We start from the raw sequence: 22,521 nt of genomic DNA, 5'->3' as shown, positions 1-22,521 counted from the left end.
GCACAAGCAGGAAGGACGATGAGTTGAATACGATTTTCCCGTTTGTGACTGTGTTGTTGATGCTGCTGTTGCCCGCTGCGGCGATGTCGCAAATCGACCCGGCAACGATGCTTGCCGGGGCATCGGAATCGGAAATTCTGATCGAACGCAGATGGATCCAGTTTCGCGGCAAACAGGAACTGTATTTCTTTTCTCTTGATGTGCTGGTCACGATCATTCTGGCCGGCTTGATCGTCTTTCATCCGGTGCGGCGCAAAGCCCGTAGAAGTGTCGGCGACATAGTAATGCCCAGGCTCTTCTTCCTGTATGCGCTGATCGGCATGGCGGTGGGGTTCCTTGTCGTCCAGCACGGGTCAATGATCGGGTTCGTTATCTTCGGCATCGGCGCATTGCTCAGATTTCGCTCCAATTTGGATGATCCGATAGACACTGTCGAATTGATCGTCGTAACCGTTCTTGGGCTTGCTGTCGGATTGGGCCTGCCGCTGATGGCCACACTGGTGGCGGTTGTCTGTTGGTGTTTCATTTGGCTCGGAGGGCGAAACAAGGGCGTTGAAATATCGCTTAAGGCTTCGGACGAGGAGCACTCATTGAACGTCAGCAGCGCCATTGAAGCAATGGCCGCAGACGCCGGCTGGAAGCTGATCAGAAAACACCATGTTCCCGGCAAATCCCGAATTTCATTGCTTTTCATTACTTCGGGTGGGCTTTCCGAAGCCCGCATCGAAGAGATGATAAACGATTTGGTCCCTGAAAAAGTTGAGTTGAAACTCAGCCTCTAGTCACTTCACAAGGTCTAAACGTTTCAACACCGCATTCGGGGATTTGATCTCTTTCGGGAGCGACTTGAAGTCGACCGACCTTTCGAAATCCGGCCCTCGATATACTGCTATCCCAAACTCTCCGTTCGGCTGGAAGGTGACATGTGTGAAACTGTGAGGTGATCTGGCGCGATCACCGATTAGCCGCCGCGGGCCACCGCCCAAGCAAGCTTGCGAAACATAGGCCACGCCATCTTTCCAGCCTGGGTAAAAAGCATGATGGTGGCCAGACAGATGCAGAACGACACCGCTTTGCAGATAGATTTTTTCAAGCGTCGGGTCGCCTATGATTTCGCGTTCGCGCTGGATCGCGAAAGGCCACAGCGGGAGGTGGCTGAAAGTGACAATCGGGTCTCCATTTGCCCCAAGTTGCTCAAGTTCGTCCTGCTGATCCCCGGATAGTGGCCCAAGGGTCGTGGCATCCAAAGACGCAAAGGTTACACCCTGCATTTCAAACGCGTAGAAGAACGGATAGTCATCCGACATCAGGAAGTTGACTTCTGGCTTTCTGGGGTCCCATTCCTCGGCATATATTTTTCTCTCGCGCTCGAACCCGCGATAGGCCGAGGCATCATGGTTTCCTGGCGTGACCGCAAATGGAATTCCGGCAGCCTCCAGCGGGTCTGACACCGCCCTGTGAAACGCTTTCCACATCTCTCTGACCTGTTTGTCTGAAAGGTTGGGGATGCGTTGTCCAGCGACCATATCGCCGGTCGAAATCACCAGATCGGGATCAATCTCGATTATCCGCTTGATCGCCTTTTCGATGCGGGCATCATATTTGACCGAGCCATAGCTGCCGTTCAGATCCGATATGACGATCACATCCAAAGCGGCCGCTTTGCAGGCGAGCACGACCGTCCAAACGAACGCCGCGACAGTGATCGAACGCTTACGGATCATTGCAGTCCAGGCCCTCCGCCTCGGTATTATTGTTCAAAAAGAATGCGACAGGGTCCAAGTCAAACACCAGATCGCCATTGGTACAATTGCTCTTGAGGATGGATGTTGCCAGCGCGGTGTTTTTGACGACCTGCGCAATCTGACGGTCCGACAGCCCAAAGCTTTGTGACAACCAGCCGTAAACCGGACCTTGCGTTTGAAGGTCGCTGTTCAACGTAACCAGGCGCCGGTACGTGTTTGGAGAGAAATGCCTCATTTTCTCCAGCATCTGAGTGGATTTTGCAAAGTTGGCATATTCGACGCGCCCACCGGCATCGTTGTCGTTCAGATTGCTGCGACGGATCAATATTGCGTCGGCGGGAACGTCTCCATCATTTGGCTGATGGTGCTTCGTTTTCTTGTGTTTGAGTTTTCCGTCCTCGACCCAATACCAGTAGGGCGTGAAATCAATGTTTCCCACACGGTCCTGCTGACTGAAAATGAAGTCGAGCAGAACAATCTCGGTAAGCTCCTGCATCCAGAATGCCATCTGTTGGTCGCTGACATCGGGCCCGAGGTCCTTGTTGATCTGCCGATCCTTTCGGCCTTCCCTGACGCCCTCTGCAATGGCCTCGGGCAAGGGTTTTGACGACCGCAAGGCCAGGAAAGCGGGTGTTTCCTGAAAATCGCGATTTTGGCCTTTGCCCCAACCGGATTTACGGGTGCCGTTGATTTCCGAGCCGTAGCGATGACCCGGGCTATCAAGCAGGACACCGTAAATCTGCGTTCGATCTGCGGTGAACAGATCATCCGTCGGTTGGTATGAGTTCGGGTTGGCATCCGCAGCCACGAAGACCCGCCAGCCTTCATGGTTCATGCGCCCGCCATGAGATCCACCGGAAATCGCAAGGCCGGGCTCTGCAACCTCGGTAAGATGCGCCTGAGCGTCCATGCTGCGCCAGACCGCCACCGGAATTTTCACCGTCGCGTCGAAATACCTGGAGAAATGGTAGTAGAGCAGCGACGAGGTGGAAAACGTTCCGCTTGTACCCTTTTGGTTCATGGTGGATTTGAATTTGGCCACTCTGCCCTTGGCCAGTTCTTTTGCCGACTTGCCCTCTTTGCAAGCGTTTCTCTCAAACTCGGAACGGTTCCCCACGTAGGGTCCTTCCGAAATATCGTAGACGGCCATTCCTGGGCTGGTGCTCCAGGTTTTGGGGCAAATGGCAATTTCGGGGGCATAGAAATCAATCTCGCAATAGGCTGTCTCTTCCTCAAGATCGCGTTTTTGATACGCGCCCGTTGGGACTTTTTCGATCCGAATGCAGCGTTCCGTAACACCATTGGGACTATCAAATGTCGTGGCTTCTCCACGAACATCGTCGCTCGCCCACAAGGCAGTGGGTGCAATTAAAGCCAGTGACCCCAGAAGATTGAACCTCATTTAGATAGTCCTCCCGATATCATTTGGGGCAAATCGCGGCCTGTTGTTCGGCGGAGATCTTCAAACTGGGGTCGACACTGAAGTTGGAGAATTTGGAGTCAATCCACTGGTCACACCCGCCCGAACATGGGGCCCCGTTTCGGGCATCATTCCAATATTCCTTGGCCCTTTCTTCCGTCCAACCGCAAAACTGAACAAGTGCCATTGCCGACAACGCGCCTGAGGAATGAACGCCCCACATACAGTGCACCAGGACAGGACCCTTTCCAGGATTCTCAATCACCTCGTGTATGGTGGCCATGACAGTGCTAGGTCGGGACGATCTGGCGCTCTGATAGTCAAAGGCTCCGTTCCCACAGCTGGTGCGGCCGTATTCGGTGTTCTTGCCGAAATCCGCGTAAAACCCAGTTGAAAACCCTTCATCGCAAAGTGTTTCGCGCTGAGCGTCACTCAAGCCCGTTCTGCCCTTGTCGCCGCCCTTGAAGCCAGAGCGATACAAAACGCCGCTTAGGACTGGGCGAAAGAAAGCGATGCCATCGACGCCTCCGTCGCTGCCCTTAGAAAGCATCTGTCTGTTGCTTGGGCCACCGTTTCGACTGGTGACGTCAGAATTCGCCGCGGTTGCCAGAACACCGATGAATATGAGGGACGTCAAAAACCGCATGCGTATTCCTTTCTGTTTTCAGCCAGCGATGCTCACGCTTTTCCTGCCGGCAGTCCCGCCAAGAGGCGCGTTCACGGTAACCAGGTCAGATCGGCGGTTGGCTTGCCGCCCTGAAGCCTTAGATCGGCCACACCAGATTGATGATAAAGACCACCACAAAGTAGGCCAGAACAACTTTCCAGTTCCATTGGTGTTTGTTTTCTTCGTTGATCACGCCGGCCGATTTCAAGGCCAGGTTGGTGATGATCAAGGCGACAACGGTTATCGCCGCATGTGCCAGGTCGAAATGCAAGTTGAAGCTCCTTTTTGAAGATTTGGGATTGATGAATGCGTGTCAGCAGTCACCTGACGGCAGCATCGCTACGTCCGAGTATCTTCCCTCAGATGTCGTGATCCGAGCACAGGCACCGGTCTCCTTGTTGAACCAGTACGAGGTCAGCCCTTCGCTTCGGATGAGTTCAAACCCGAGACTTTGAATGCCCATTTCAGCCTGACCCGCTCTTGCGCCTTCAAATGACGACAGATCGCTGGAACTGCCCACGGTTGGTGCACTTGCTTCCACTGATCCGCCACTTTCACCGCATCCTGCAAGCACAGAGACACTGACCGCGCCGATCACCAATAGGATCTTGGAGTTCATCTGCTTTCCTATTTTTTGGAAATGCGTTTCATGGTTTCGGGGCGATCCCCTATTCAATTCCAAAAATGACGTTGTAGTCGACGGCAGAGTTGCTGCGGTTGATGACCTCGACAACATGATCTCCGGATTGCCAAAGCTGTCCGCGATACTCCTTGTCCGCAGACATCAATCCCAACAATTCAGACCCATCGGGGTTGCGAATGACGTAGTCCAAAGAGCCATTTTGCGGAGCAACTCGGACGTAAAGAAACTGTTCGTTTTTCGCGCCAAGAACGTATTGCTGCGATGCGCCTGGCGCGAGTTGGCCGACGAGCTCGGCGCCGGTGGACCCGGCATCGAATTTGACGCGCTGGCTACCTGTAGACCCGGAAGCGCCGTCCATGGCTCCGCCACCATCATCCATCGCCTCGACAACCGACATCTCGCCAATGCTTCCATCCTTGTACGCAATGCAGCGCCAAAGTGTTCCGCCGGCGTCACGCAGCATGACGAGCGTGCCGGCTTCCGAGAACTGTGAGCTTTCGATCGTGCCGGATTGACCGTCCGGTCCACCGACCTGCCGCAGATGGTCGATACACGCGTCGTCGGCGTCTGACATGGCCAGGGCGGCTGTTCCGCTGATCGCAAGGGCGGGAGTTAGAAGGTTCAAAAAACTGCGTTTCATAAGCAGGTCCTCTGTCGGTCTATCGTAAATGTTATGTTTCCGGTGAGCAGAAACCTCACTGCGCTTCCCGCAACTCTGCCAGAAACTCGTCGCATGCCTGTGCGCTGCCGACGATCTCGTCCGTCGTTTCAATTCCTTGCAATGACGCCATTTCGAAATTCACGCGATTGAGGATCTGATCTGCTTGCTCGGCGGTGATCAGGTTCTCGGCCTGGGCTCCCTTCAATGTGGTGCACACACCGGCGGACAAGCCTGTCGCAACGCCGACACCCATCGCGGCCCCGCCGCCCAAGGTCATCGCTCCAACCACGCCGAGGATGAGCCCGATCACAAGCCCCAAGATCACTTTTCCCATGTTTTCCTCCAATTTTGCGGGAAAGAGTTCCGCCTTCATTTCTGGCGCAAACCGCGTGCCCATCTGCATATCAAAACCAGTGCCAGCAGGTTGAGCACCGGTGCAATCGCCGCGAGCCACGGTTTGGCGGCCTCTGAGAAAAGGTCCACGGCAAGTACCCAGGGCAGTCCCAGCGGCAAAAGGAACACGCCGGACAACGGGTCTCGTTCCTGTCCGAACCAGCCAAAGGTACCGGTCAGGAACGCAAACAACGCCAACAGGTAAAGGGTCGCAAACGCGATGATGGTTATTCTGCAGACCATGCCGGACCTCAGAGTATCAAGCCAGCGCTGCGCAGCCGATTTCGGCTACGCATCAAACCGGTCACAACGCGCCTTCGTCGCCCAGGAACTCAATACCGGCTGTCGCGCCATCACTGTAGGCAATACAATTCCACGGAGCCCGATCCTCTCCAACCCCAACGGTGACTTGTGTTCCAGCCTCGCTGAACGCGGATGAGAGCACGACCACTTGCGAATTGTTGGTTGTTTTGGCCACGTCTCGCAGACACGCCTGTTGAGCGGGCGTCAGTTCGGCGGATGCACTTGACGTGCTCGTATCGTCGCAGGCCGCTAGTAGTGCGAAACACGTCGCGCCTGAAATCATCATGACTTTGTTAATCACTTTCTTCTCCTTTTGGGTTTGTCGATACATGTGGAATATGTGGCCTCTTTTTCGCGCGCTTACGTCTATGCAGTCATTCGAGCATACCCCGGTCTGGTAATTCCCGTTCCAAAAAAGTCTGTCGCCAATGACGTGGCTGGCAGACAGGATTTCTGCTGATCCCCGGGACCGTGAACAAAGCGTGCTGACGCAATGACGTCATGGGCAAAAGCCGGTGCGAACTTTCGAGGGAGGGATCGTACGTTAAGTCCGGGCACCGCGTCCTCCCAACGCTGATCTTCGTGAAATGCCTTCCGACCGCCAGCACTCACTCCAGCAGTCGGAAGGGCCCGACGAAACGGGCGACAGCGACAACAACGGAGGTAAAGCTAAAGTTGTGTCGAATTCGTATGTTTGAATCAATTACAGGATAAATCAATGATTTTTCCGCGCGTAAATTTTCGTACGTTTGCCGAAGATAGGATTCTGCATTCAAAGGGAAAAGGCGAGGCCGCTCACAGAGGTTTTGCCATCTACCCGCTTGCGCCGCTGTGTCTCCGGACCTTCCGGGCTATCCGAATCCACTTGGTTGAAACACCGTAGTTCGCTGCACGGCCTATCGCTCAGCTGGTGCTGAACGGGCGCTTGGATTCCTCGATCACGCAGCCGCTCAGAACGTCGTTGACAGTGCAGCCCGATTCATTGATGAGATTGGCGCTGATGGTTCCCGATCGTTTTGGCGGTCGGGTAAAAGGGAATACGGTGCGGCGCCGTTCTGACGCCAATTCCGTGACTGCCCCCGCAACTGTGGGCGGTGTGCGACCCCCGGATGCCACTGGGCCGATAGGTCTGGGAAGGCGGGGCAAGCCATACACCGCGAGTCAGGAGACCTGCCATCATCAAACGCAACTCAACCCGGGCGGGGTGTCCCGGAAGGAGGCCAAGATGGCATTTTCGGCTTACGCCGCTGACATGACTGGTTCCCTGTCCGGCCCGCGATTTCGCGGAGGGCGAAATGAACCGACAATCAACACATCACATCGCGGTTTGCCTATCTTGCCGACCCAAGGGTGCAGCCGTACGCCCCGGACCTGACCTGATCGGACGATTGCGCGCCGCGCTGGCCGAAGACGACGGTTTGACAGGTTTTGACGTTTCCGGTGCCGCCTGCATGGCCGGGTGCAACCGGCCCTGTACCGTCGCCTATCACGCGCCGGGCAAGGCATATTACCTGTTTGGCGGCCTGACGTCTGAAGAGACCGGGGCATTGGTGGAATTCGCCCGGCTGTACCAGCAGTTGCGCGATGGATGGTGCAACTCGGTCGACTGCCCGGCCGGGCTTCGCCACGCAACACTGGCCCGCATTCCAGCCGCGATGGCTGCGTCTTCGGAAGATGCGGATTGCGCCTCATGAGCGCGCCTTTGCTGTCGGTGGATGCCGTCACCTGGCCCACCCCAGACAGTGCTGAGTGACAGGCTGGTCTCTGAGACGTTCGATGTCACCGCCCGGCAAGAGCAGCTCATCTGCCAAACGGTGCTTGAAGCTGGCGGAGCACCGGCGAAGGCGCGCAGCAAAAGTGTAGAACTTGAAAGCAAGCCCTTCACTATTTTAGCCATATCAATGGGTAATGGCGGTGCTGGGAGACCAATGCGAACCAGTCTCTACTAAAATGGCGGCACACGGGAACACCCTGCGAACTCCGGGCGATTTTCTAACTTTTTGAATTTTCTCGGTTTTGATCGAGCGAAGCGACTTCGAACTGAACGTCACTCTACTCAGGAGTGCCGCGCACCTGGCGCGAAACACCGCCTACTCGCTTTCACCCGCCCCTGCCTCGGAAGTTCCGAGAAGGCCGTCCAAGACATTGAGCACCTGAAGAAGGGCCTCGCGAGTTTCGTGAAGTCCCGCCCCAATCTTCAACTCGCCTCGCCCGGACAACACAAGCACCGCAGCCAACACCTCGTTCGAATTCCGCATGAGCTCGACCAGATGCTCTCCAGCCGGACCGTGGGAGCCTGCGAGCCAGTTCTTGGCCGTTCGCTCCGAGACACCCGTCCAGCGCATCACGATCTTGATCGCCCGATGAGATCCGCCGAGCTCATGCTTCAGCGCCGCTGCAATTGCCATTTGGTATTTTAATCGATCGACCTTTCGTTCGTCGTCATCTGGAAAAGTCTTGCCCATCTTAGGAAACATTTTTCCGAACCTCCGCGTCTATGCTTCGGCACCATGGAATCACAGGCATTTCCCGTGACTTGCCGAAGGCGAAAAATGAAAGGCTCGGTTCTTGAGCTGGAGGGACGGACATGACGGAGGCGCAATGGCGCCAAAGGGAGCGCAGCCTCGGCTCGCCGCTCAATACGTCCGGATGTCGACCGAGCACCAACGCTATTCGACCGAGAACCAGTCTGACTCGATCGCGCATTACGCGGAGCAGCGCGGGATCGAGATCGTCCGCACCTATTCGGATGAGGGAAAGAGCGGTCTAAGGATCCAGGGCCGAGATGGGCTCAAGCAGCTCATCGACGATATTCAATCCGGCAAAGCCGATTTCGAAGCGGTGCTCGTTTACGATATCAGCCGCTGGGGTCGGTTTCAGGATGCGGACGAAAGCGCCTATTACGAGTACATCTGCAAACGCGCCGGCATCTCCGTCATCTATTGCGCCGAGCAGTTCGAAAACGACGGCAGCCCGGTCTCCACCATCGTCAAAGGCGTCAAGCGCGCCATGGCAGGCGAGTACAGCCGGGAACTCTCGCAAAAGGTCTTCATCGGTCAAAGCCGTTTGATCGAACTGGGCTATCGCCAAGGCGGTCCGCCCGGCTTCGGCCTGCGGCGCATGCTGATCGACGAGCATGGGGTCGCGAAAGGCATCCTGGAGCGCGGCGAGCACAAGAGCATTCAGACGGATCGCGTCACCCTAGTCCCAGGCCCTGCAGAGGAGATCGCCGTCGTCCGAGAAATCTTCCTCGCCTTCGTTGAAGGCCAAAAGTCCGAAACCGAAATTGCCGAGGCTCTGAATACCCGCGGCATTCTAACGGACCTCGATCGCGCCTGGACCCGCGGGACCGTGCATCAAATCCTGATCAATGAGAAGTACATTGGGAACAACGTCTGGAACCGTAGCTCCTTCAAACTGAAGAAGCGGCGCGTGCAAAACGATCCCGAGATATGGGTTCGCGCCGAGGGCGCTTTTGAAGGGATCGTCGATCCAGACCTGTTTGCGGCCGCCAACGCCATCATCAGCGCGCGATCGAGCAAGCTCACCGACGACGAAATGCTCCAAGGCTTGAAAGAGGTGTTCGAGGTGCAGGGGTTTCTGTCTGGCCTCGTTATCGATGAAGCGGAAGCGTTGCCATCGAGCAGCGCGTACCGATCACGGTTCGGGAGTCTTCTGCGCGCTTACCAGCTTGTCGGGTTCAAGCCGGATCGGGACTATCGATACATCGAGATCAATCGACGCTTGCGCGAGCTACATCCGGATATTGTCTCCAAGACGATTGCAGGCATCGAAGCTTCGGGCGGCAAAGTAGACCGGCATCCCCGAACAGACCTACTCACCATCAATGGCGAATTCACCGCGTCTCTCGTCATCGTCCGCTGCAGTGAAACCAACGCGGGCTCTCTCCGGTGGAATATCCGCTTCGACATGAGCCTCAAACCCGACATCACGATTGCCGTTCGAATGGATCGACCAAACCTACGGCCGCTCGATTACTACCTGCTCCCCAGCCTCGACATGACTCTTCCCCGCATCCGGCTGGCCGAGCACAACGGCTTGTCGCTCGATGCCTATCGCTTCGAGACGCTGGACCCGTTGTTCGCCATGGCGATCCACGTCCCAGTACCGGAGGTGGCCTGATGCCAGATCCGCACCCCCAGACCGCCGAATTGATCCCGATGGACCGCATCACTGTGGTGAACCCGCGGGTTCGCAATCGGAAAGCATTTAGGGAGATCGTCGACAATATCGCCGAGCTCGGACTGAAACGGCCGATCACCGTCGCAGCCCGCCAGAGCGATGATGGCTTGCGATACGATTTGGTCTGTGGCCAGGGGCGCCTCGAGGCCTTCCAGGAACTCGGACAAACAGAGATCCCTGCGATCGTGATCGATGCCAGCAGCGAAGATTGCCTGGTGATGAGCCTCGTGGAGAACCTGGCACGTCGACAGCATCGGGCGCTCGACCTTTTACGCGATATCAAAGGGTTGAAGGAGCGCGGCTATTCTGCCCCGGAGATCGCGCGGAAGACGCATCTGTCCCTCAAATATGTCCGCGGCGTTCTTCGGCTCCTTGAGAGCCGCGAGCATAGATTGCTCAGAGCTGTTGAAAGCGGAAAGCTTCCTGTCAGTGTCGCCGTCGATATCGCGGAAGCAAAAGACTCGGACGTGCAGGACGTTCTCCGCGAGGCCTATGAGAACAACCAGCTGCGCGGAGGTCGATTGATGGCCGCGAAACGCCTGGTCGAGGCACGTCAGCAGTACGGAAAAGGACAACCGAGTGCAGACCGAAAGAAAAGGCGATCGCTGTCCGTCGAAGGCCTGATCCGGACCTATCAGAACGACGTCGAAAAGAAACAAGTCCTCCTGCGTAAGGCGACCGCGACCCGTAACGAGCTGATGTTCATCACGGAGGCCCTGCGCAAACTCTTGAATGACGAAAACTTCGTCACCCTTCTCAGGGCCGAAGGGTTGGCAACGATCCCCAAGAACCTCTCTGACCGCCTCGCCGCTCGAACGGGAGACCTCTGATGACGCGATCCGGACGCTCCAAATCGATCAGCATGGCGTTTGAAAAAGACCTCATTCAACTGCCACTCGAACAGATCTGCACGCTCTACGCCGTTCGCAAAGAAACCAAGGAGACAGTGAAATATCGCCAGGTCGTCGCCTCCATCAAAGAAGTCGGGCTGGTCGAGCCTCTCGTCGTCGTCCGCGACCAATCCGATCCCAAAAAATACATGCTGCTGGACGGCCATGTGCGCCTCGCGATCCTCAGCGACCTCGGCGAGAAGGATGCGCCGTGTCAGGTTTCGACGGACGACGAAGCCTTCACATACAACAAGCGCATCAGCCGCCTCGCCACCATTCAGGAACACAAGATGATCCTTAAAGCGCTCGAGCGCGGCGTTCCCGAAGAACGGCTGGCCCGGGCGCTCAATGTGAACGTCAAATCCCTGCAGGACAAAAAGCGCTTGCTGGATGGCATCTGCCCAGAAGCCGCTGAGCTTCTCAAGGACAAGCAGGTCGCGCTGACCGGGTTCCAAATCCTGAAGAAGATGAAGCCGATGCGTCAGATCGAAGCCGCAGAGCTGATGGTGACGATGAACAAATACACCGTCAATTACTCCCGCTCACTTTTGGCTGCGACGCCGGCCAGCCAGCTGAAAGATCCCGAGAAGCCTAAAGCCGTGAAAGGGATCTCCCGTCAGCAACTCGAGCTGATGGAGCGCGAGTCCGCGAATTTGGAGCGAGAGTTGCGCCTGGTCGAGGACACCTATGGCAGTGATCACCTCGATCTGGTTCTGGCCCGCGGCTACGTCTCAAAGCTCATCACCAATGCACGCGTCACGCGGTATCTCGAGATGTATCACCCCGAGTTTCTGCCTGAGTTCGAAAAGATCACGGAGACGGAGGCCCTGGCCTCCTGATCCGAGCAGTTCGGTCAATTTCGGCTGGGCTGCATTCGGGGACCCGGAACCATAGAAGCGCGGGGACCGCAGGAGACGCCGCACGGTGGGGCGGATCGAGTGCGGCGGTGGGGATGGCGGCGATCCCGCGCGGGGCCCACCAAGCCGAGATTATCCACTCGGCCAGACTTGCGAGATTTACCTCGCAACCGAGCCGGGGCGACTGACCAAACGGAAAGGCGTTCCGGCTCACCAGTTTTCCTAGCCCGATGTGAATTGTTCCGAATTCAATGGGTTGGAGGAATCATTTGAACCGCTAGACTGCTTGCGAGGTGACCGGAATGGCGCGCGAGCGAGCAGACAGTTTCATATCAAGGTTTTTGTTTCGTGGTTCCAAGGAACGCGAGCAAGAGGCTGTGGACGTCGATGTTGAGCCAACGCCCTCTGCCGAAAGCGCCACCGACAACGAACTGGTCTGGGTGACAAATGGGGAACGATCCGTCCGAGAGCTCGTTGAGCGCACGCTGAATGGATCAAACGCTCTCGTCGTGACCGGATATCAGGACTTTCTGTCCGCGATGTCGATCATCCTTCGGGTTCGGCCCAGCATTGTATCTGAGCCCCATGAAACGATCCGGATCATATTTGGAACAAATACCGACAACCAAGGCCGCCTCGACGGAAGCGGACGCGGACTCTCGGAAGAGGCCCGTGACTATTTCCTTGAAACGCGCGGGCTATCGCTGCGCTCCCTCGACGAATTAAGGGCTGTCCTCGCTTACGATGCGATCGCATCCGGAGCTATCTCGCTTCGTATTTTCGATAGTGATTTAGCTCGAGAGCGGTTCGGCCGCGCCCACGCGATGCTTCACGCGAAGCTCTTCCTCAGTGATGCAGGCGCGCTTGCAGGCAGCGCCAACTTTTCGGTTGGCGGGCTAAGACGCAACCTTGAGTACGTCGACGATCTTCAAGCTTTCCCTGATCTGGCCACAACGCGTCGCGCAGCTGCCGAAGACTTCTGGACGCTTGGTACCGATTGGACCGAACAAGCTCTCGAGATCCTTAGGGCACTTCTGAGGCCTGTAAGCGCCGAAGAAGCTCTCGCCCGAACAGTTCACGAAATGACGTCCTATGCGCCGTGGCGTGTTGGCGGTGACGGCGCCGCTGGGCGATCGCCGCTGCCGTTCCAGACCGACCTCGTCTACGAGGCCGCAGGCACAGCCTACGAGCACGGGTTTGCATTTGTCGAAGCACCGACAGGTGCAGGCAAAACGGACATCGGCAAGCACTTGGCGACTGTCTTGCCGACGATGCACTCGAGCGTCGTTCTCAGACATGGGAATGAACGTCCTGACCAAACGCGCAATGGTGCGCTCGGCATCATTCCGGCAAGCGTTTTCCGCAATTGGGACAGGAGCAAACCAGCAAACCTCAATCTCATCAAGCACAGCCATCTTTCGCGCAGCAAAGGCGAAGAGGCCGAAGAGCTTGAGGAGATCAACCGAGGCGTACGGTCTTCTGCCTCCATGATCGTGGACGAGAGTCATCGATTGAACTCCCGCTATCTCGCCCCGTCGAGACGTTCCCTCGTCTTCGAACAAAGCCCTGCGATCTGGACGTCGTGCCTGTCAGCGACTCTGATGGGGAACCAGGGCCTGGACGGATTGCTCGCCTTTCATGAACGACGCGCCTCGATCTATGTGCCCCCCGAAATCACAGCGAGGATCAACGACAACCTCAAGCGAGGACGCGAGAGAGCATTCGAGTTGAACACACTCCGCGCTCTTCGGCAAAACTTCGAGGATCGTCAGCGGTCTGGCATGGAGGACATGTTCCAGTCTGAGGCAGACCTCGCGCAACCAATCGAGGAAGCCGAAGAACGACTTGCGGGTAAGCGGCTCGATCCGCGCGAAATCCAGGCCGACATGGCGGACGCACTGGCACCCTACGTGGTTAGGCGTCAGCGCCATTGCGTCGGAGAGTCCAAGAAACGCGGACCTGGGATCTATGCGTACCCTGAGATCGAGAGCATCAGGATCGACGCCGAACTCACGCCTGAGCAATCGGCCATCCTGGACGAAATCAGAAGACTGGCTGAGAGCATCTCGACAGGCACAACTCTTGTATCTGCCGACCCAAAACGAGCAGGCCATACGGAAGTCCGCTTTCATGACAAGGCGCGGATCCACATTCGGAACTTTCTGGCGATCTTGAGGTCGTCAATCACCTTCGCGCGGGAAGATTGGGACCGCAGGCGGGCCGCAGATGCAGATGCGCGCGGCCGCACGTCGATTGGCGAGAGCCTTAGGCGCTCAGAACGTGAAAGCCGCGGTGGGAAGACCGCAACAATCACTATCACACCGAAGAGCGGCGAACTCCCTCTCGACAAACGCACGACGACGCCGATTTGCGACCGCATCGGTGAACTGCTGCAGAGCCCGGAACTTGATGCGATCGATGAGCAGCGCGCCGAACATATGGCGGAGATGCTCAATCAGCATCGGCAAGTGATTTTCCTTTCTGAACGGATTGGCGTTCTGGAGGTCTACGCGCGCCTTCTCTCCTCCCGTAAAGGACCCAAGCCAGACGTGATCCTCGTGGCCGCTAGCCATAAACTCGGATCAGGCAGCGGCATTCAAGTCGCCAAGAATGGAGCGGACGCCCAAGAATACCTGGCTCTCGACGGCAAGAAGGCGTCCGAGGACCACCGCCGAGCCATGTTCATGACCTTTCAAATGGCGGAAGGCATCAACCTCCAACGCGCACGTGCTCTAGGCATCGTAGGCGTTACTTCGGACATCAAGAGCATGCTTCAGGGCTTGGGGCGGATCGACCGCATCGACAGCCCGCATTCCATGATCACCTACACCACCTTCGATTTGCCTGGGCTTGTGCTGTCGTCCGACAAAAAAGGCCGTGATCGCATCGAGTCTATCGCTTTGCTTTCGGGTGTGGGGGCTTCCGATCTCGCAGATGAGTATCTGGAATTCTCTGCCGGCGATCTGACAGACCTGATCCTGGAGCAGCACAAGAAACCGCGGCCGCTTCGCCGGAACAACCTCTACGATCTGGTTGAAGACATGCGGCGCAAGCTGCCAGACGATCTTCTCAACTCCATGGAGCGCATAAAGCCCAAAAGCCTTTGGGGAGCCGAGCTGTGTCTTCTCGCCGGCAAGACACCGATGACCATCATTGCCCTTGGTGGGCGGTCACCATCGCTGGTCGAGGCGTCCTATTTGCCACCCCGACTATTAGCCGTCCGCGAGACAGGCGATCGACAAGAAATCATCCGGGATCAGCCAGAAGTGACGCGGCTGCTGCGCGAGGCCTATGGGGAGACCGTTAAGGCCGGAAAACACCAGGACAGACCGACAGAAGCCGAGCTGAGTTCTGTGATCGAGGGCCTCCAGCCGACTTTAGAAGGTCTTGCACACTGGGATATCCGTCCCGAGCGCACGGTTTCACTCTTGGAGTCTTTGGACAGGTTTCTCTCGTCCGGCCCTTCCAAGAACCAAGGCTACAACCGGTTCGGGCATTTGACGCTCCCGTCGCTTGAAAAGCTAGCGGAGACCTGGGCCAAGGAACTCGATCCCTATTGGATTGAGGCCAAGAAAGACGTCAGCCAACGCAGCGAAAAGGAAAGAGAGATCCCGGACTATCTGGGTATCGATGCGATTTACGGATTCTTTGAGCAGCAATCATCGAAGACGCTCTCAGAGGTGCGCGCGCGAATGGAAGAGTTGTTCGGCGCGGCGGAACAAGCTTCACGCAACGCAAATACACAGATCTTGGACCGGATCGCTGTGATTTTCAGGTGACGATATGACAGTAGGATCGCAGTTCGTTTCGGAAGACCACAAAACAGCTACGTACTCGCTTCAGCCGCCTTGATAACAAGAAGTATTTCAAGTCTTTATAGCATGCAGGGACAATGCAAGGTTTAAGCCGAGCATCAGCGAACCATCGATAGGACGTACGTGACGTGAGCGCCGAAAAGAAGCTGTTAATCAGCCAAGTGAAGATCATACGGCCGTTTGAAGAGGCCGCCGTACCGACGAAAATCCGGTACTCGGGGAAGCAGTATTTTGTGGGCTATGACGCCGAGGCAGTCCAAGACGACTCCAGTGGTTGTTACGAGAATTTCAAAGTGTCACTTGGCCAGCTTACTCGCCAGCAGGCGCAAACTTCGCTTCAAAACGTCTCGAGCCGGCATAGGCGCTCCGTAGTGGGGATGACCAAGGACTTTCTCACCGGTGTACTCGAGAAAACAAGAAACGAAATTGAGGCAGGAGGTGATCAATTTCCAAAGAAGGTCTTGGTCGCCGAACCACTTTCCATTGAGGAAGAAGGAAAAGTTAGTGGCCAGTGGCTCTCGAACTATCGTACAAACATGCGCACTGCGCTTGATGGCTGGTTTGAAGACGTAGATTTTCTCCCCGAGCCTTTCGCCGTGTTCCAGTACTACCGTTACGGACTTCGCCACCCACTTCTCGCAGAGGGCCAAAAGCACGTCGCTCTTGTTCTGGACTTTGGCGGAGGCACACTCGATGTCTCGGTGATCGAGACAACTGCAGAAGGCGATATTAGTCACGGCGGGAAGAATTCACGGCCATTGTCGGCCAAATCGATTCCCGCTGCTGGCTTCTATATCAACCAAAGACTGGCGGAAGATGTCTTGTTTTCCGTATTGAGCTCGAAGGAAGCAAAGACATCGGCTAGGAAAATTATTGCAAAGGTAAACTCGTTTCAAGGTCTTGGAGACGAAGAAAAATCACTGCTAGGGGACAAAGAACTTATATTCGTCGAAAATTTCGTAGACCTTCTTTCTCAGGTCGAGAAGGCGAAGATTCGAATTTGCAATTCGATATCTGATTGGAGCCTCGGCGCCAACTTGCACGGCGCTCTATCCCACTTGGTGCGCGTGGCCGAGAACCCGTTCGCTCGAGATAGTAGAATGATCGAAGTACCCCTAAGAGCCGAAAGGGTCCGTGAGGTCTTCGAGAACCGTGTCTGGAACGAGAAGCTAAGAGAAGCCATTCGGAGCGCTATCACTCGATCTCAGAAGGAATTGAATGGAAAGCCTATTTCCGTCGTATTGCTATCTGGTGGGTCGACAAATATTAGGTGGCTGAAGGGATTGATTGAGAGAGACCTTCGAATTCAACTAAGAGATGCGGAGATTCTTGAAATTTCCGAAAACTACCAAGAGGTGGTCGCAAAGGGACTTGCTATAGAATGCGCTCGCCAATTCTACACTGAGGGCGACGGCGACTTTGGTGCGGTCACTTACAACCGACTTAATCTTGCACTCCGTCCAGACAGAAAAGATATCGAATGGCGGAAATTCCGGCCACTGATCCAGTCGATGCCTGAATGCGAAGACGAGGGCACTTTGCTGCCGTCTTCTACGTCTTTGCGAGCCTTCTTGGACAAGCCAATCAGATGGAAAGCAAGACTGTCCAGCGCTCCGCGAACTGAGCTTGAGTACCATTATCTCAAATCCTCGTTCGACCCAAATGACCTTAACAGCTTGCATAACATCGTCGACAATTCAGTAAGGACACCATCCGGCACGACTTTTGGCTCTTCGATTGAAGTCGAACTGACTGTACGGAACGATGGTACGGCTACCCCTGCCTTCATATATGGGAAAGGCAAACAGGAGACGCGCGTAGAAGGTCGTTCGTTCTTCTTAGACATGACATTTGCTGATAAAGAGGGCGCGCGCAGCGCTTACCTTGGTTTGGATTTCGGCACAGCTACATCGGCGCTATCAGTTGTCAGCCAAGATCAAATTACAGCTTATGTTCAGAGATCCCGCGACAAAACTTGGTTGGATCTCGGCGAACTGGTTCAAGAGTTGCCCTATCCCGTTGCACACCCTCTAGGAATGTACATCACCCAAACCGATCCCCTTCAGCTTGAGAAATACGGTCTGGCTACATTAGAGGCAGCACTGACCTTTATTGGTTATTGCTCTCTTTGCGATTTGATCAGCACTAATGAAGGTGTTGATTTTCGTAGCTTCTTCGGTAACTTTCGCCGCTCCGCTGGTCCTCTAAAGCATCTTCTGGTGCAACTAGCAAAATTGGCCAACGCCAGTTCTGAAGTTTCAAAAGAGCTTCTGTCGATAGTTGAAGATGAGGTCTTTCCAACGATTGACAGTGCAGTAACAAATGCAGCCAAGACAAAGCACTTCAAGAGAGCTGACATTGACTATAACCACATACTCAGTGTGCTTGGGAACCACATAAAAAGAGCCATGAACGGGCGAGTGGTTGGGGTATTCGAAGGAATAGAAAAGAAAGGTTTTGGAGGCGGATATCGCGGGATATTTCGTTGCATTGATGGCCCAAACTCACCATTTGTAAAACTATATCACTATGAAGGATCTACCGACTTTTCCTCGGCCGAGGTTTTTCTAGCCGATGTAAAAAGCGGCGTGGTGGTGCCTCTAGCACCATTCTACATTTGGGGCCTTGGAGCGCGGTTGGGCCATCGCAATGGTTATGACCTATATTTTGCAGACATCCTTGGTCCATCAGCCAGTCGCTACGTCTTTGCATCCACACAACTAGGTGACGAAATAGATCTTTCAGAGCATTCGGAACTAAATGATATTGAAAGCTATCTTGCTGAATTGTTTGAGAATAATGTGTCTCTAAGCAATCATTCCGGAATGACGTTTGTCCGCCGTGTAGCCTAGCCCAAACCCACGCCCAATTGCTAGGTATGCATGCTGCATCGCAGGATTATGGCGCGACTGCATAGCGTGCAGGCGAAGGGATTCGAACCCTCGAGACGGTTTCCCGCCTACTCCCTTAGCAGAGGACGCGGCTATCGTATTTTGTTATTATAAAACAAGTATTTAATATGATTGCACCCGCGCTTGTGTCAGTTTTGTGCCAAATTTGCACGGTGAAAGCTGCAACTTTGATTTTTAACGTGCGATTTGGCCTCACAATTTTATTCTTAATCCAATAGTAGCAAGCGGTTGTGCGCTCGAACGCCAATGCACGTTAAAATGGGTAACGCACGATTGCCTAGGGCTTCTTCGAGCACGTCCAGTAGCAAGAATTCCCAGCATGGTTGGGTGGGGCTAGAGAACTTCTCAGACTGAGTTTTGGGCCTTCATAAGACTCATCGGCAAAAATTCACGCCGCCAATTGTCCTGAAATATACTTCATAGACATTAGCCACATCTCAAAATTTGCGTTCCCGGCGCGACTGCTTTGAAAGGCGAAATCGAGACTCGAGATACTTCGATTGGTACCGAGCCAGTTCCGACAATTCTTCAAACTCAATGCCGATCTCTTTGACCTGTGGGATAGAAAGTTCCGCAGAAGTCTCAAATCATCCAAATCCCATGGCGTGACACCCAATTGCAAGGCGATATTCGGGGCATTTGAAACTCTAAGTCGCTGAGCTGCATCAATCGCCTGGGCCGGGAGGTACCAGTCGGGTTCAAACTGCCGCCTCGGATAAAGGCTAACTAAGAGGTGCCCGGCTTGCTCTCGAGATTTTGGTGCGCTCGACAAATTGCTAACTATTGGGCCACTGTTGTCACGGTACCTCCCGGTGGCACTATCCAAAATGAAGTTCCTGACAAAGTTTTCCCATTCTATCTGTAGCTGAATTAAGCACCTTTCCACTATTAAGATATCTTCCTCGTTGGGTGCAGAACACGCTTCTACACGTTTGAGGTGGTTTCCGATCTTATCAAGCGAACTGTGGAAGCGGCTTAGTCGCCTACTTATTTTCATTGCTGACGTATTGCTTCGACCAGAATTGAGACACGCGGTTTTCGGCTCGAGACGCGATGGGTTGAGCTTCGAGTTGCAGAAACAAATCGGTGGTACATGCCACCTTCGTCATCTTCTTCGTCAAAAGCTTGAGCAATCTGCGCAAGATTGGTTTTGGCCGATTGCCAATCTATACCGGTTCCTCGGAACGCACTTACCTCTTGCGTAGCGGTAGTTTCAGGGGACTGTCCTTTTAGGAACGCGCATGCTGCGAACAGCGCAATGAAGTTTGGGGCATCGAAGAAAGTTGTGTCTACGAAGTCTTCTCCAAGAACGTCGACAATCTCTGAGACTATTTCATCGATAACCCGACAAATTGGCCCAAAGTGTTCTTCTTTCGCACTCTTTCGTTCGCGATAGTATTTCGAGATTGAAGACTCGCCGCCATCGCCAATTCCGTTCTCAACGATCATGAATAGTTCGGCCACTACAGACGTATTTTTTAACCTCACGCTGTCTCGAACGCTTACGACCTTGTACTTGTCCCACAACGCAGACCAACGTCGTGTAGTATCGTAAATTGCCCACTTTACCGGCTCCGAGTATTCGGCATGGCGAAGTTCAGCTGGTGTAACTTTAACGCTGTACGAATTTAGACGTGCAAAGACCTCCAAAACATCTGCATCTGAGGCGTTCAAGAGCTGGACAACGGGAACTTTGTAGGAGAGGAAATGCTCCTTCTGCTCTGTTTCCAATGTCTCGTAAGTCTTTCCCTTAAAGTTAGGCGCTTTCGAAGTCAGCTGTAATCTACCTGCTGCAAATTCAAGAATGGCTCTCAAACGTTGTTGGCCATCTACAACTTCGCGAACCGTCGTCTGTTGGACCGGGTCTACCTTTGTACGGAAGTAGATCTGAGGCAGTGGTAGGTCGTTGAGTATCGTGTCAATCAAGAAAACCTTCGCAGCCGGAGACCATACTGAGCCGCGCTGAAAGTCGGGATCAAGCATAAGCTGCTTCTTTCCGTACCATTCAATAAAGTCAGAAATTGTGTAGGTCTGTGGGACGCTTGCCATACGGGTATCCTCAGTTTTTCGAGATCATAGGCTTGAAGTGAGGTCACTGGAAGCCGCAAATCTCAATTTGCGTGGGATTTTTGGTTTAGAATTTAAGCTCTTGTATCTGACCGAGGTGAGCGCAGCAGCTCTATTCTTCTGCAGGCGCGAGGGTGCTTCTGAAAATTTCTTTACATGGAGAGCAACTGGGCTGATTCTGTGCGAGTTATGTGTCAGTTTTTCTTGTTACTCGAAAAGTTTCGTTTCCAAACAATGTGAAAACGGAACAATACCAGCTAAGCCGAAGAAGCCTTTTTCTGCGACGCAGCGAAAAAAAATTTACTATGTAAAACAAATGTTTATGGCGGAGACGAAGGGATTCGAACCCTCGAAACCATTCCTGGTTTACTCCCTTAGCAGGGGAGCGCCTTCGACCACTCGGCCACGTCTCCGCCGACGGGTATAGCCGTGCAAGCGACGGAAATACAAGGCCAATTCCTGCACCACCGGAAATTTTTGCCGGATTGGGCGAAGCCCTTGAAAACGCTTGGAATCGCTTAGGTCTGCACCGGTTTGGGCTAAGGCGTGGCCATCATGTCGTGCCGCGGGATTGCCAGGAAACATACGTGGATTCGCGTTCTGCTTCGATTTGGTTTCGCCATCCCAACGTCGGTTGGCCTGAGAGTGTACGCGCGGTCAGAGTACGTAATCGGACAAAAAAATTATGGCGAGCCAGGTGCGGTGGGGAATTGCATTTGCAAAAAGATGGGTGTCGCGAACGGCTGAACCAATTGGAGAGGCCGCCTGCCTTTGGCGTCGGGGCGCGCGCTGCTGGAGTGCCAGTGTCAGGTGGTTTTAGTTGCAGAAACGGCCGTTTCTTTGGACTAAACTCGGCGGCTCAACTTGTCCGCTGAAAAGGCATAAGAACAGAAAACTTGCCAATTACATGCCAATGGATGCATATTTGCTAAGATTTTAGTCATTTTGATTGATCCAAAAAACAGTTTCAGAGGCTGGCCGGGCAGTGAGCGCATCCGCGCTCGACAGTAACCTTTTGGGGGAAGGGCTGGCATTTTGGCTTGGTTGAAGATTGTTCTGGTTGGTTTTTTCGTTCTTTGCGTTCCTGCCCTCAGCTGGGCAAACATAGGAACCGTAATCAGCGTGAAACAGGGGGCGGACGTGACCCGTGGCGGCAAAACGCTGCCCCTGCGTAATGGGATGGAGGTGTTGTCCGGCGACTCGATCGTCACGGATGCGAATGGCGTGGTTCAGCTTGTCTTTGTGGATGACACGAAGATCGCGGTTGGTCCCAATGCTCGGATGGTTCTGGACGTGAAGATGTTGCGCGGCAACCGCAAGGCCAAGAGCTTTGCGGTCGAGGCGCTGGGCGGAAGCTTCCGGTTCATCTCGGGCAAAAGCAGGAAACGCGCCTACTCTATCAAGACGCCGACGGCCACCATGGCGGTTCGGGGCACGGTATTTGACATGTGGATCGCACCGGGAAACCAAAGCGCGATGCTCGTGCTGCACGGCACGGTTCAGATGTGTGGCCTCGGCGGCTCTTGCCGATCGACTGGCCGGATTTGCAGCTTGTATGCAACCAGCCAGCGCGGTGCGGTGGGGCGGCCGGTCGATCAGGCGATGTATGACAAGGCCGTGGTCAGCGGTTTTCCTTTCATTCAGTCGCAGAAAGACCTCAAACCGCCTTTGCAGGTGGATGTCGAAGGCTGCTCGGGTGAATCCCAACCTGCGCCGCGCGCAAAGTCGGACGCGCCCGAGCCGCGCCGGTCCGCTCCGCCGCAGAGGCAGGTCAAGGCAGCGGTTGCCGCGCCGCCCGAACAACCGGATCCGGTCGGGCAGTTCGACAGGCCGGGCGACCGGCCCGAAACTGTCGATGATCGGCGGGATACTGGCGGCGGTGTCTTTGGGTCCGGCGGCGATGGCTAGAGCGTTGTCCATGTCGTTGCCGGCGAGCAGAGGTTGA

At 54.8% G+C, this 22,521-nt stretch carries 19 protein-coding genes, 2 tRNA genes and 1 riboswitch; of the genes, 8 read left to right on the top strand and 13 right to left on the bottom strand.

Features of this window, described 5'->3' with window-relative positions; translation table 11 throughout:
- The first annotated feature begins 23 nt into the window (after positions 1-23).
- Positions 24-782 (top strand): DUF4956 domain-containing protein, encoded by a 759-nt coding sequence (locus AC2FNL_RS02260; protein ID WP_496832101.1) that lies wholly within the window; start codon positions 24-26, stop codon positions 780-782.
- Here the strand turns inward: AC2FNL_RS02260 and AC2FNL_RS02255 are convergent, their stop codons facing one another.
- From AC2FNL_RS02255 to AC2FNL_RS02215, 9 genes are all read right to left on the bottom strand, one after another.
- Positions 783-1,724, bottom strand: a complete 942-nt coding sequence (locus AC2FNL_RS02255) for a metallophosphoesterase family protein (RefSeq protein ID WP_496832099.1) — start codon at positions 1,722-1,724, stop codon at positions 783-785. It lies immediately after the preceding gene.
- Positions 1,714-3,147, bottom strand: coding sequence for a hypothetical protein (locus AC2FNL_RS02250; protein ID WP_496832097.1), 1,434 nt, complete (start codon positions 3,145-3,147; stop codon positions 1,714-1,716). The genes AC2FNL_RS02255 and AC2FNL_RS02250 overlap by 11 nt, the downstream gene beginning before the upstream one ends.
- 19 nt (positions 3,148-3,166) lie before the next feature.
- Positions 3,167-3,811, bottom strand: coding sequence for a hypothetical protein (locus tag AC2FNL_RS02245; RefSeq protein ID WP_496832095.1), 645 nt, complete (start codon positions 3,809-3,811; stop codon positions 3,167-3,169).
- Between the two features lie 118 nt (positions 3,812-3,929).
- Complete coding sequence (locus AC2FNL_RS02240; RefSeq protein WP_170359951.1) at positions 3,930-4,103, bottom strand: hypothetical protein; 174 nt, start codon at positions 4,101-4,103, stop codon at positions 3,930-3,932.
- Between the two features lie 42 nt (positions 4,104-4,145).
- Complete coding sequence (locus tag AC2FNL_RS02235; RefSeq protein WP_093963599.1) at positions 4,146-4,451, bottom strand: hypothetical protein; 306 nt, start codon at positions 4,449-4,451, stop codon at positions 4,146-4,148.
- Positions 4,452-4,500: 49 nt separating this feature from the next.
- Positions 4,501-5,115 (bottom strand): hypothetical protein, encoded by a 615-nt coding sequence (locus tag AC2FNL_RS02230; RefSeq protein WP_496832093.1) that lies wholly within the window; start codon positions 5,113-5,115, stop codon positions 4,501-4,503.
- Between the two features lie 55 nt (positions 5,116-5,170).
- On the bottom strand, positions 5,171-5,509 hold the full coding sequence (locus AC2FNL_RS02225) for a hypothetical protein (RefSeq protein WP_496832091.1): 339 nt from the start codon (positions 5,507-5,509) through the stop codon (positions 5,171-5,173).
- Positions 5,506-5,772: a hypothetical protein gene (locus tag AC2FNL_RS02220; RefSeq protein ID WP_170541032.1), complete on the bottom strand. Its 267-nt coding sequence runs from the start codon at positions 5,770-5,772 to the stop codon at positions 5,506-5,508. The genes AC2FNL_RS02225 and AC2FNL_RS02220 overlap by 4 nt, the downstream gene beginning before the upstream one ends.
- 61 nt (positions 5,773-5,833) lie before the next feature.
- On the bottom strand, positions 5,834-6,163 hold the full coding sequence (locus AC2FNL_RS02215; protein WP_496832089.1) for a hypothetical protein: 330 nt from the start codon (positions 6,161-6,163) through the stop codon (positions 5,834-5,836).
- 653 nt (positions 6,164-6,816) lie between these two features.
- Positions 6,817-7,024, top strand: a riboswitch (cobalamin riboswitch).
- Between the two features lie 103 nt (positions 7,025-7,127).
- On the opposite strand from AC2FNL_RS02215, the gene AC2FNL_RS02210 reads away from it, so the two are divergent.
- A complete protein-coding gene (locus AC2FNL_RS02210; RefSeq protein WP_496832087.1) occupies positions 7,128-7,526 on the top strand; it encodes a DUF1636 family protein in 399 nt (132 codons plus the stop codon).
- Positions 7,527-7,922: 396 nt separating this feature from the next.
- Here the strand turns inward: AC2FNL_RS02210 and AC2FNL_RS02205 are convergent, their stop codons facing one another.
- Positions 7,923-8,297 carry a hypothetical protein gene (locus AC2FNL_RS02205; protein WP_496832086.1) on the bottom strand — a complete coding sequence of 125 codons (375 nt, stop codon included), beginning with the start codon at positions 8,295-8,297 and terminating at the stop codon, positions 7,923-7,925.
- A 136-nt stretch (positions 8,298-8,433) separates the two neighbouring features.
- Here AC2FNL_RS02205 and AC2FNL_RS02200 point away from each other — a divergent pair, with 136 nt between their 5' ends.
- The 5 genes from AC2FNL_RS02200 to AC2FNL_RS02180 all read left to right on the top strand — a co-directional run bounded on the left by AC2FNL_RS02200 (position 8,434) and on the right by AC2FNL_RS02180 (position 18,449).
- Positions 8,434-9,975, top strand: a complete 1,542-nt coding sequence (locus AC2FNL_RS02200) for a recombinase family protein (RefSeq protein WP_496832084.1) — start codon at positions 8,434-8,436, stop codon at positions 9,973-9,975.
- The gene (locus AC2FNL_RS02195) at positions 9,975-10,865 is read left to right on the top strand and encodes a plasmid partitioning protein RepB C-terminal domain-containing protein (protein WP_234215764.1); all 891 of its coding nucleotides are present in this window, start codon (positions 9,975-9,977) and stop codon (positions 10,863-10,865) included. The genes AC2FNL_RS02200 and AC2FNL_RS02195 overlap by 1 nt, the downstream gene beginning before the upstream one ends.
- On the top strand, positions 10,865-11,764 hold the full coding sequence (locus AC2FNL_RS02190; RefSeq protein ID WP_496832082.1) for a plasmid partitioning protein RepB C-terminal domain-containing protein: 900 nt from the start codon (positions 10,865-10,867) through the stop codon (positions 11,762-11,764). The genes AC2FNL_RS02195 and AC2FNL_RS02190 overlap by 1 nt, the downstream gene beginning before the upstream one ends.
- A 320-nt stretch (positions 11,765-12,084) precedes the next feature.
- Positions 12,085-15,561, top strand: a complete 3,477-nt coding sequence (locus tag AC2FNL_RS02185; protein WP_496832080.1) for a phospholipase D family protein — start codon at positions 12,085-12,087, stop codon at positions 15,559-15,561.
- Between the two features lie 164 nt (positions 15,562-15,725).
- Positions 15,726-18,449, top strand: coding sequence for an Hsp70 family protein (locus AC2FNL_RS02180; RefSeq protein ID WP_496832078.1), 2,724 nt, complete (start codon positions 15,726-15,728; stop codon positions 18,447-18,449).
- A gap of 67 nt (positions 18,450-18,516) precedes the next feature.
- Here AC2FNL_RS02180 and AC2FNL_RS02175 read toward each other — a convergent pair.
- From AC2FNL_RS02175 to AC2FNL_RS02165, 3 genes are all read right to left on the bottom strand, one after another.
- Positions 18,517-18,630: transfer RNA gene (locus AC2FNL_RS02175), tRNA-OTHER, on the bottom strand.
- Positions 18,631-19,502: 872 nt separating this feature from the next.
- On the bottom strand, positions 19,503-20,558 hold the full coding sequence (locus tag AC2FNL_RS02170) for a DUF262 domain-containing protein (protein WP_170373122.1): 1,056 nt from the start codon (positions 20,556-20,558) through the stop codon (positions 19,503-19,505).
- 341 nt (positions 20,559-20,899) lie between these two features.
- Positions 20,900-20,989: transfer RNA gene (locus tag AC2FNL_RS02165), tRNA-Ser, on the bottom strand.
- A 709-nt stretch (positions 20,990-21,698) separates the two neighbouring features.
- On the opposite strand from AC2FNL_RS02165, the gene AC2FNL_RS02160 reads away from it, so the two are divergent.
- Complete coding sequence (locus tag AC2FNL_RS02160; RefSeq protein WP_496832075.1) at positions 21,699-22,484, top strand: FecR family protein; 786 nt, start codon at positions 21,699-21,701, stop codon at positions 22,482-22,484.
- The last annotated feature ends 37 nt before the right edge of the window (positions 22,485-22,521 follow it).

Source organism: Ruegeria sp. CRTD044, assembly GCF_059613485.1.
Note: the sequence above shows the minus strand (reverse complement) of the source record. Positions and strands in the feature narration are given on the sequence as shown.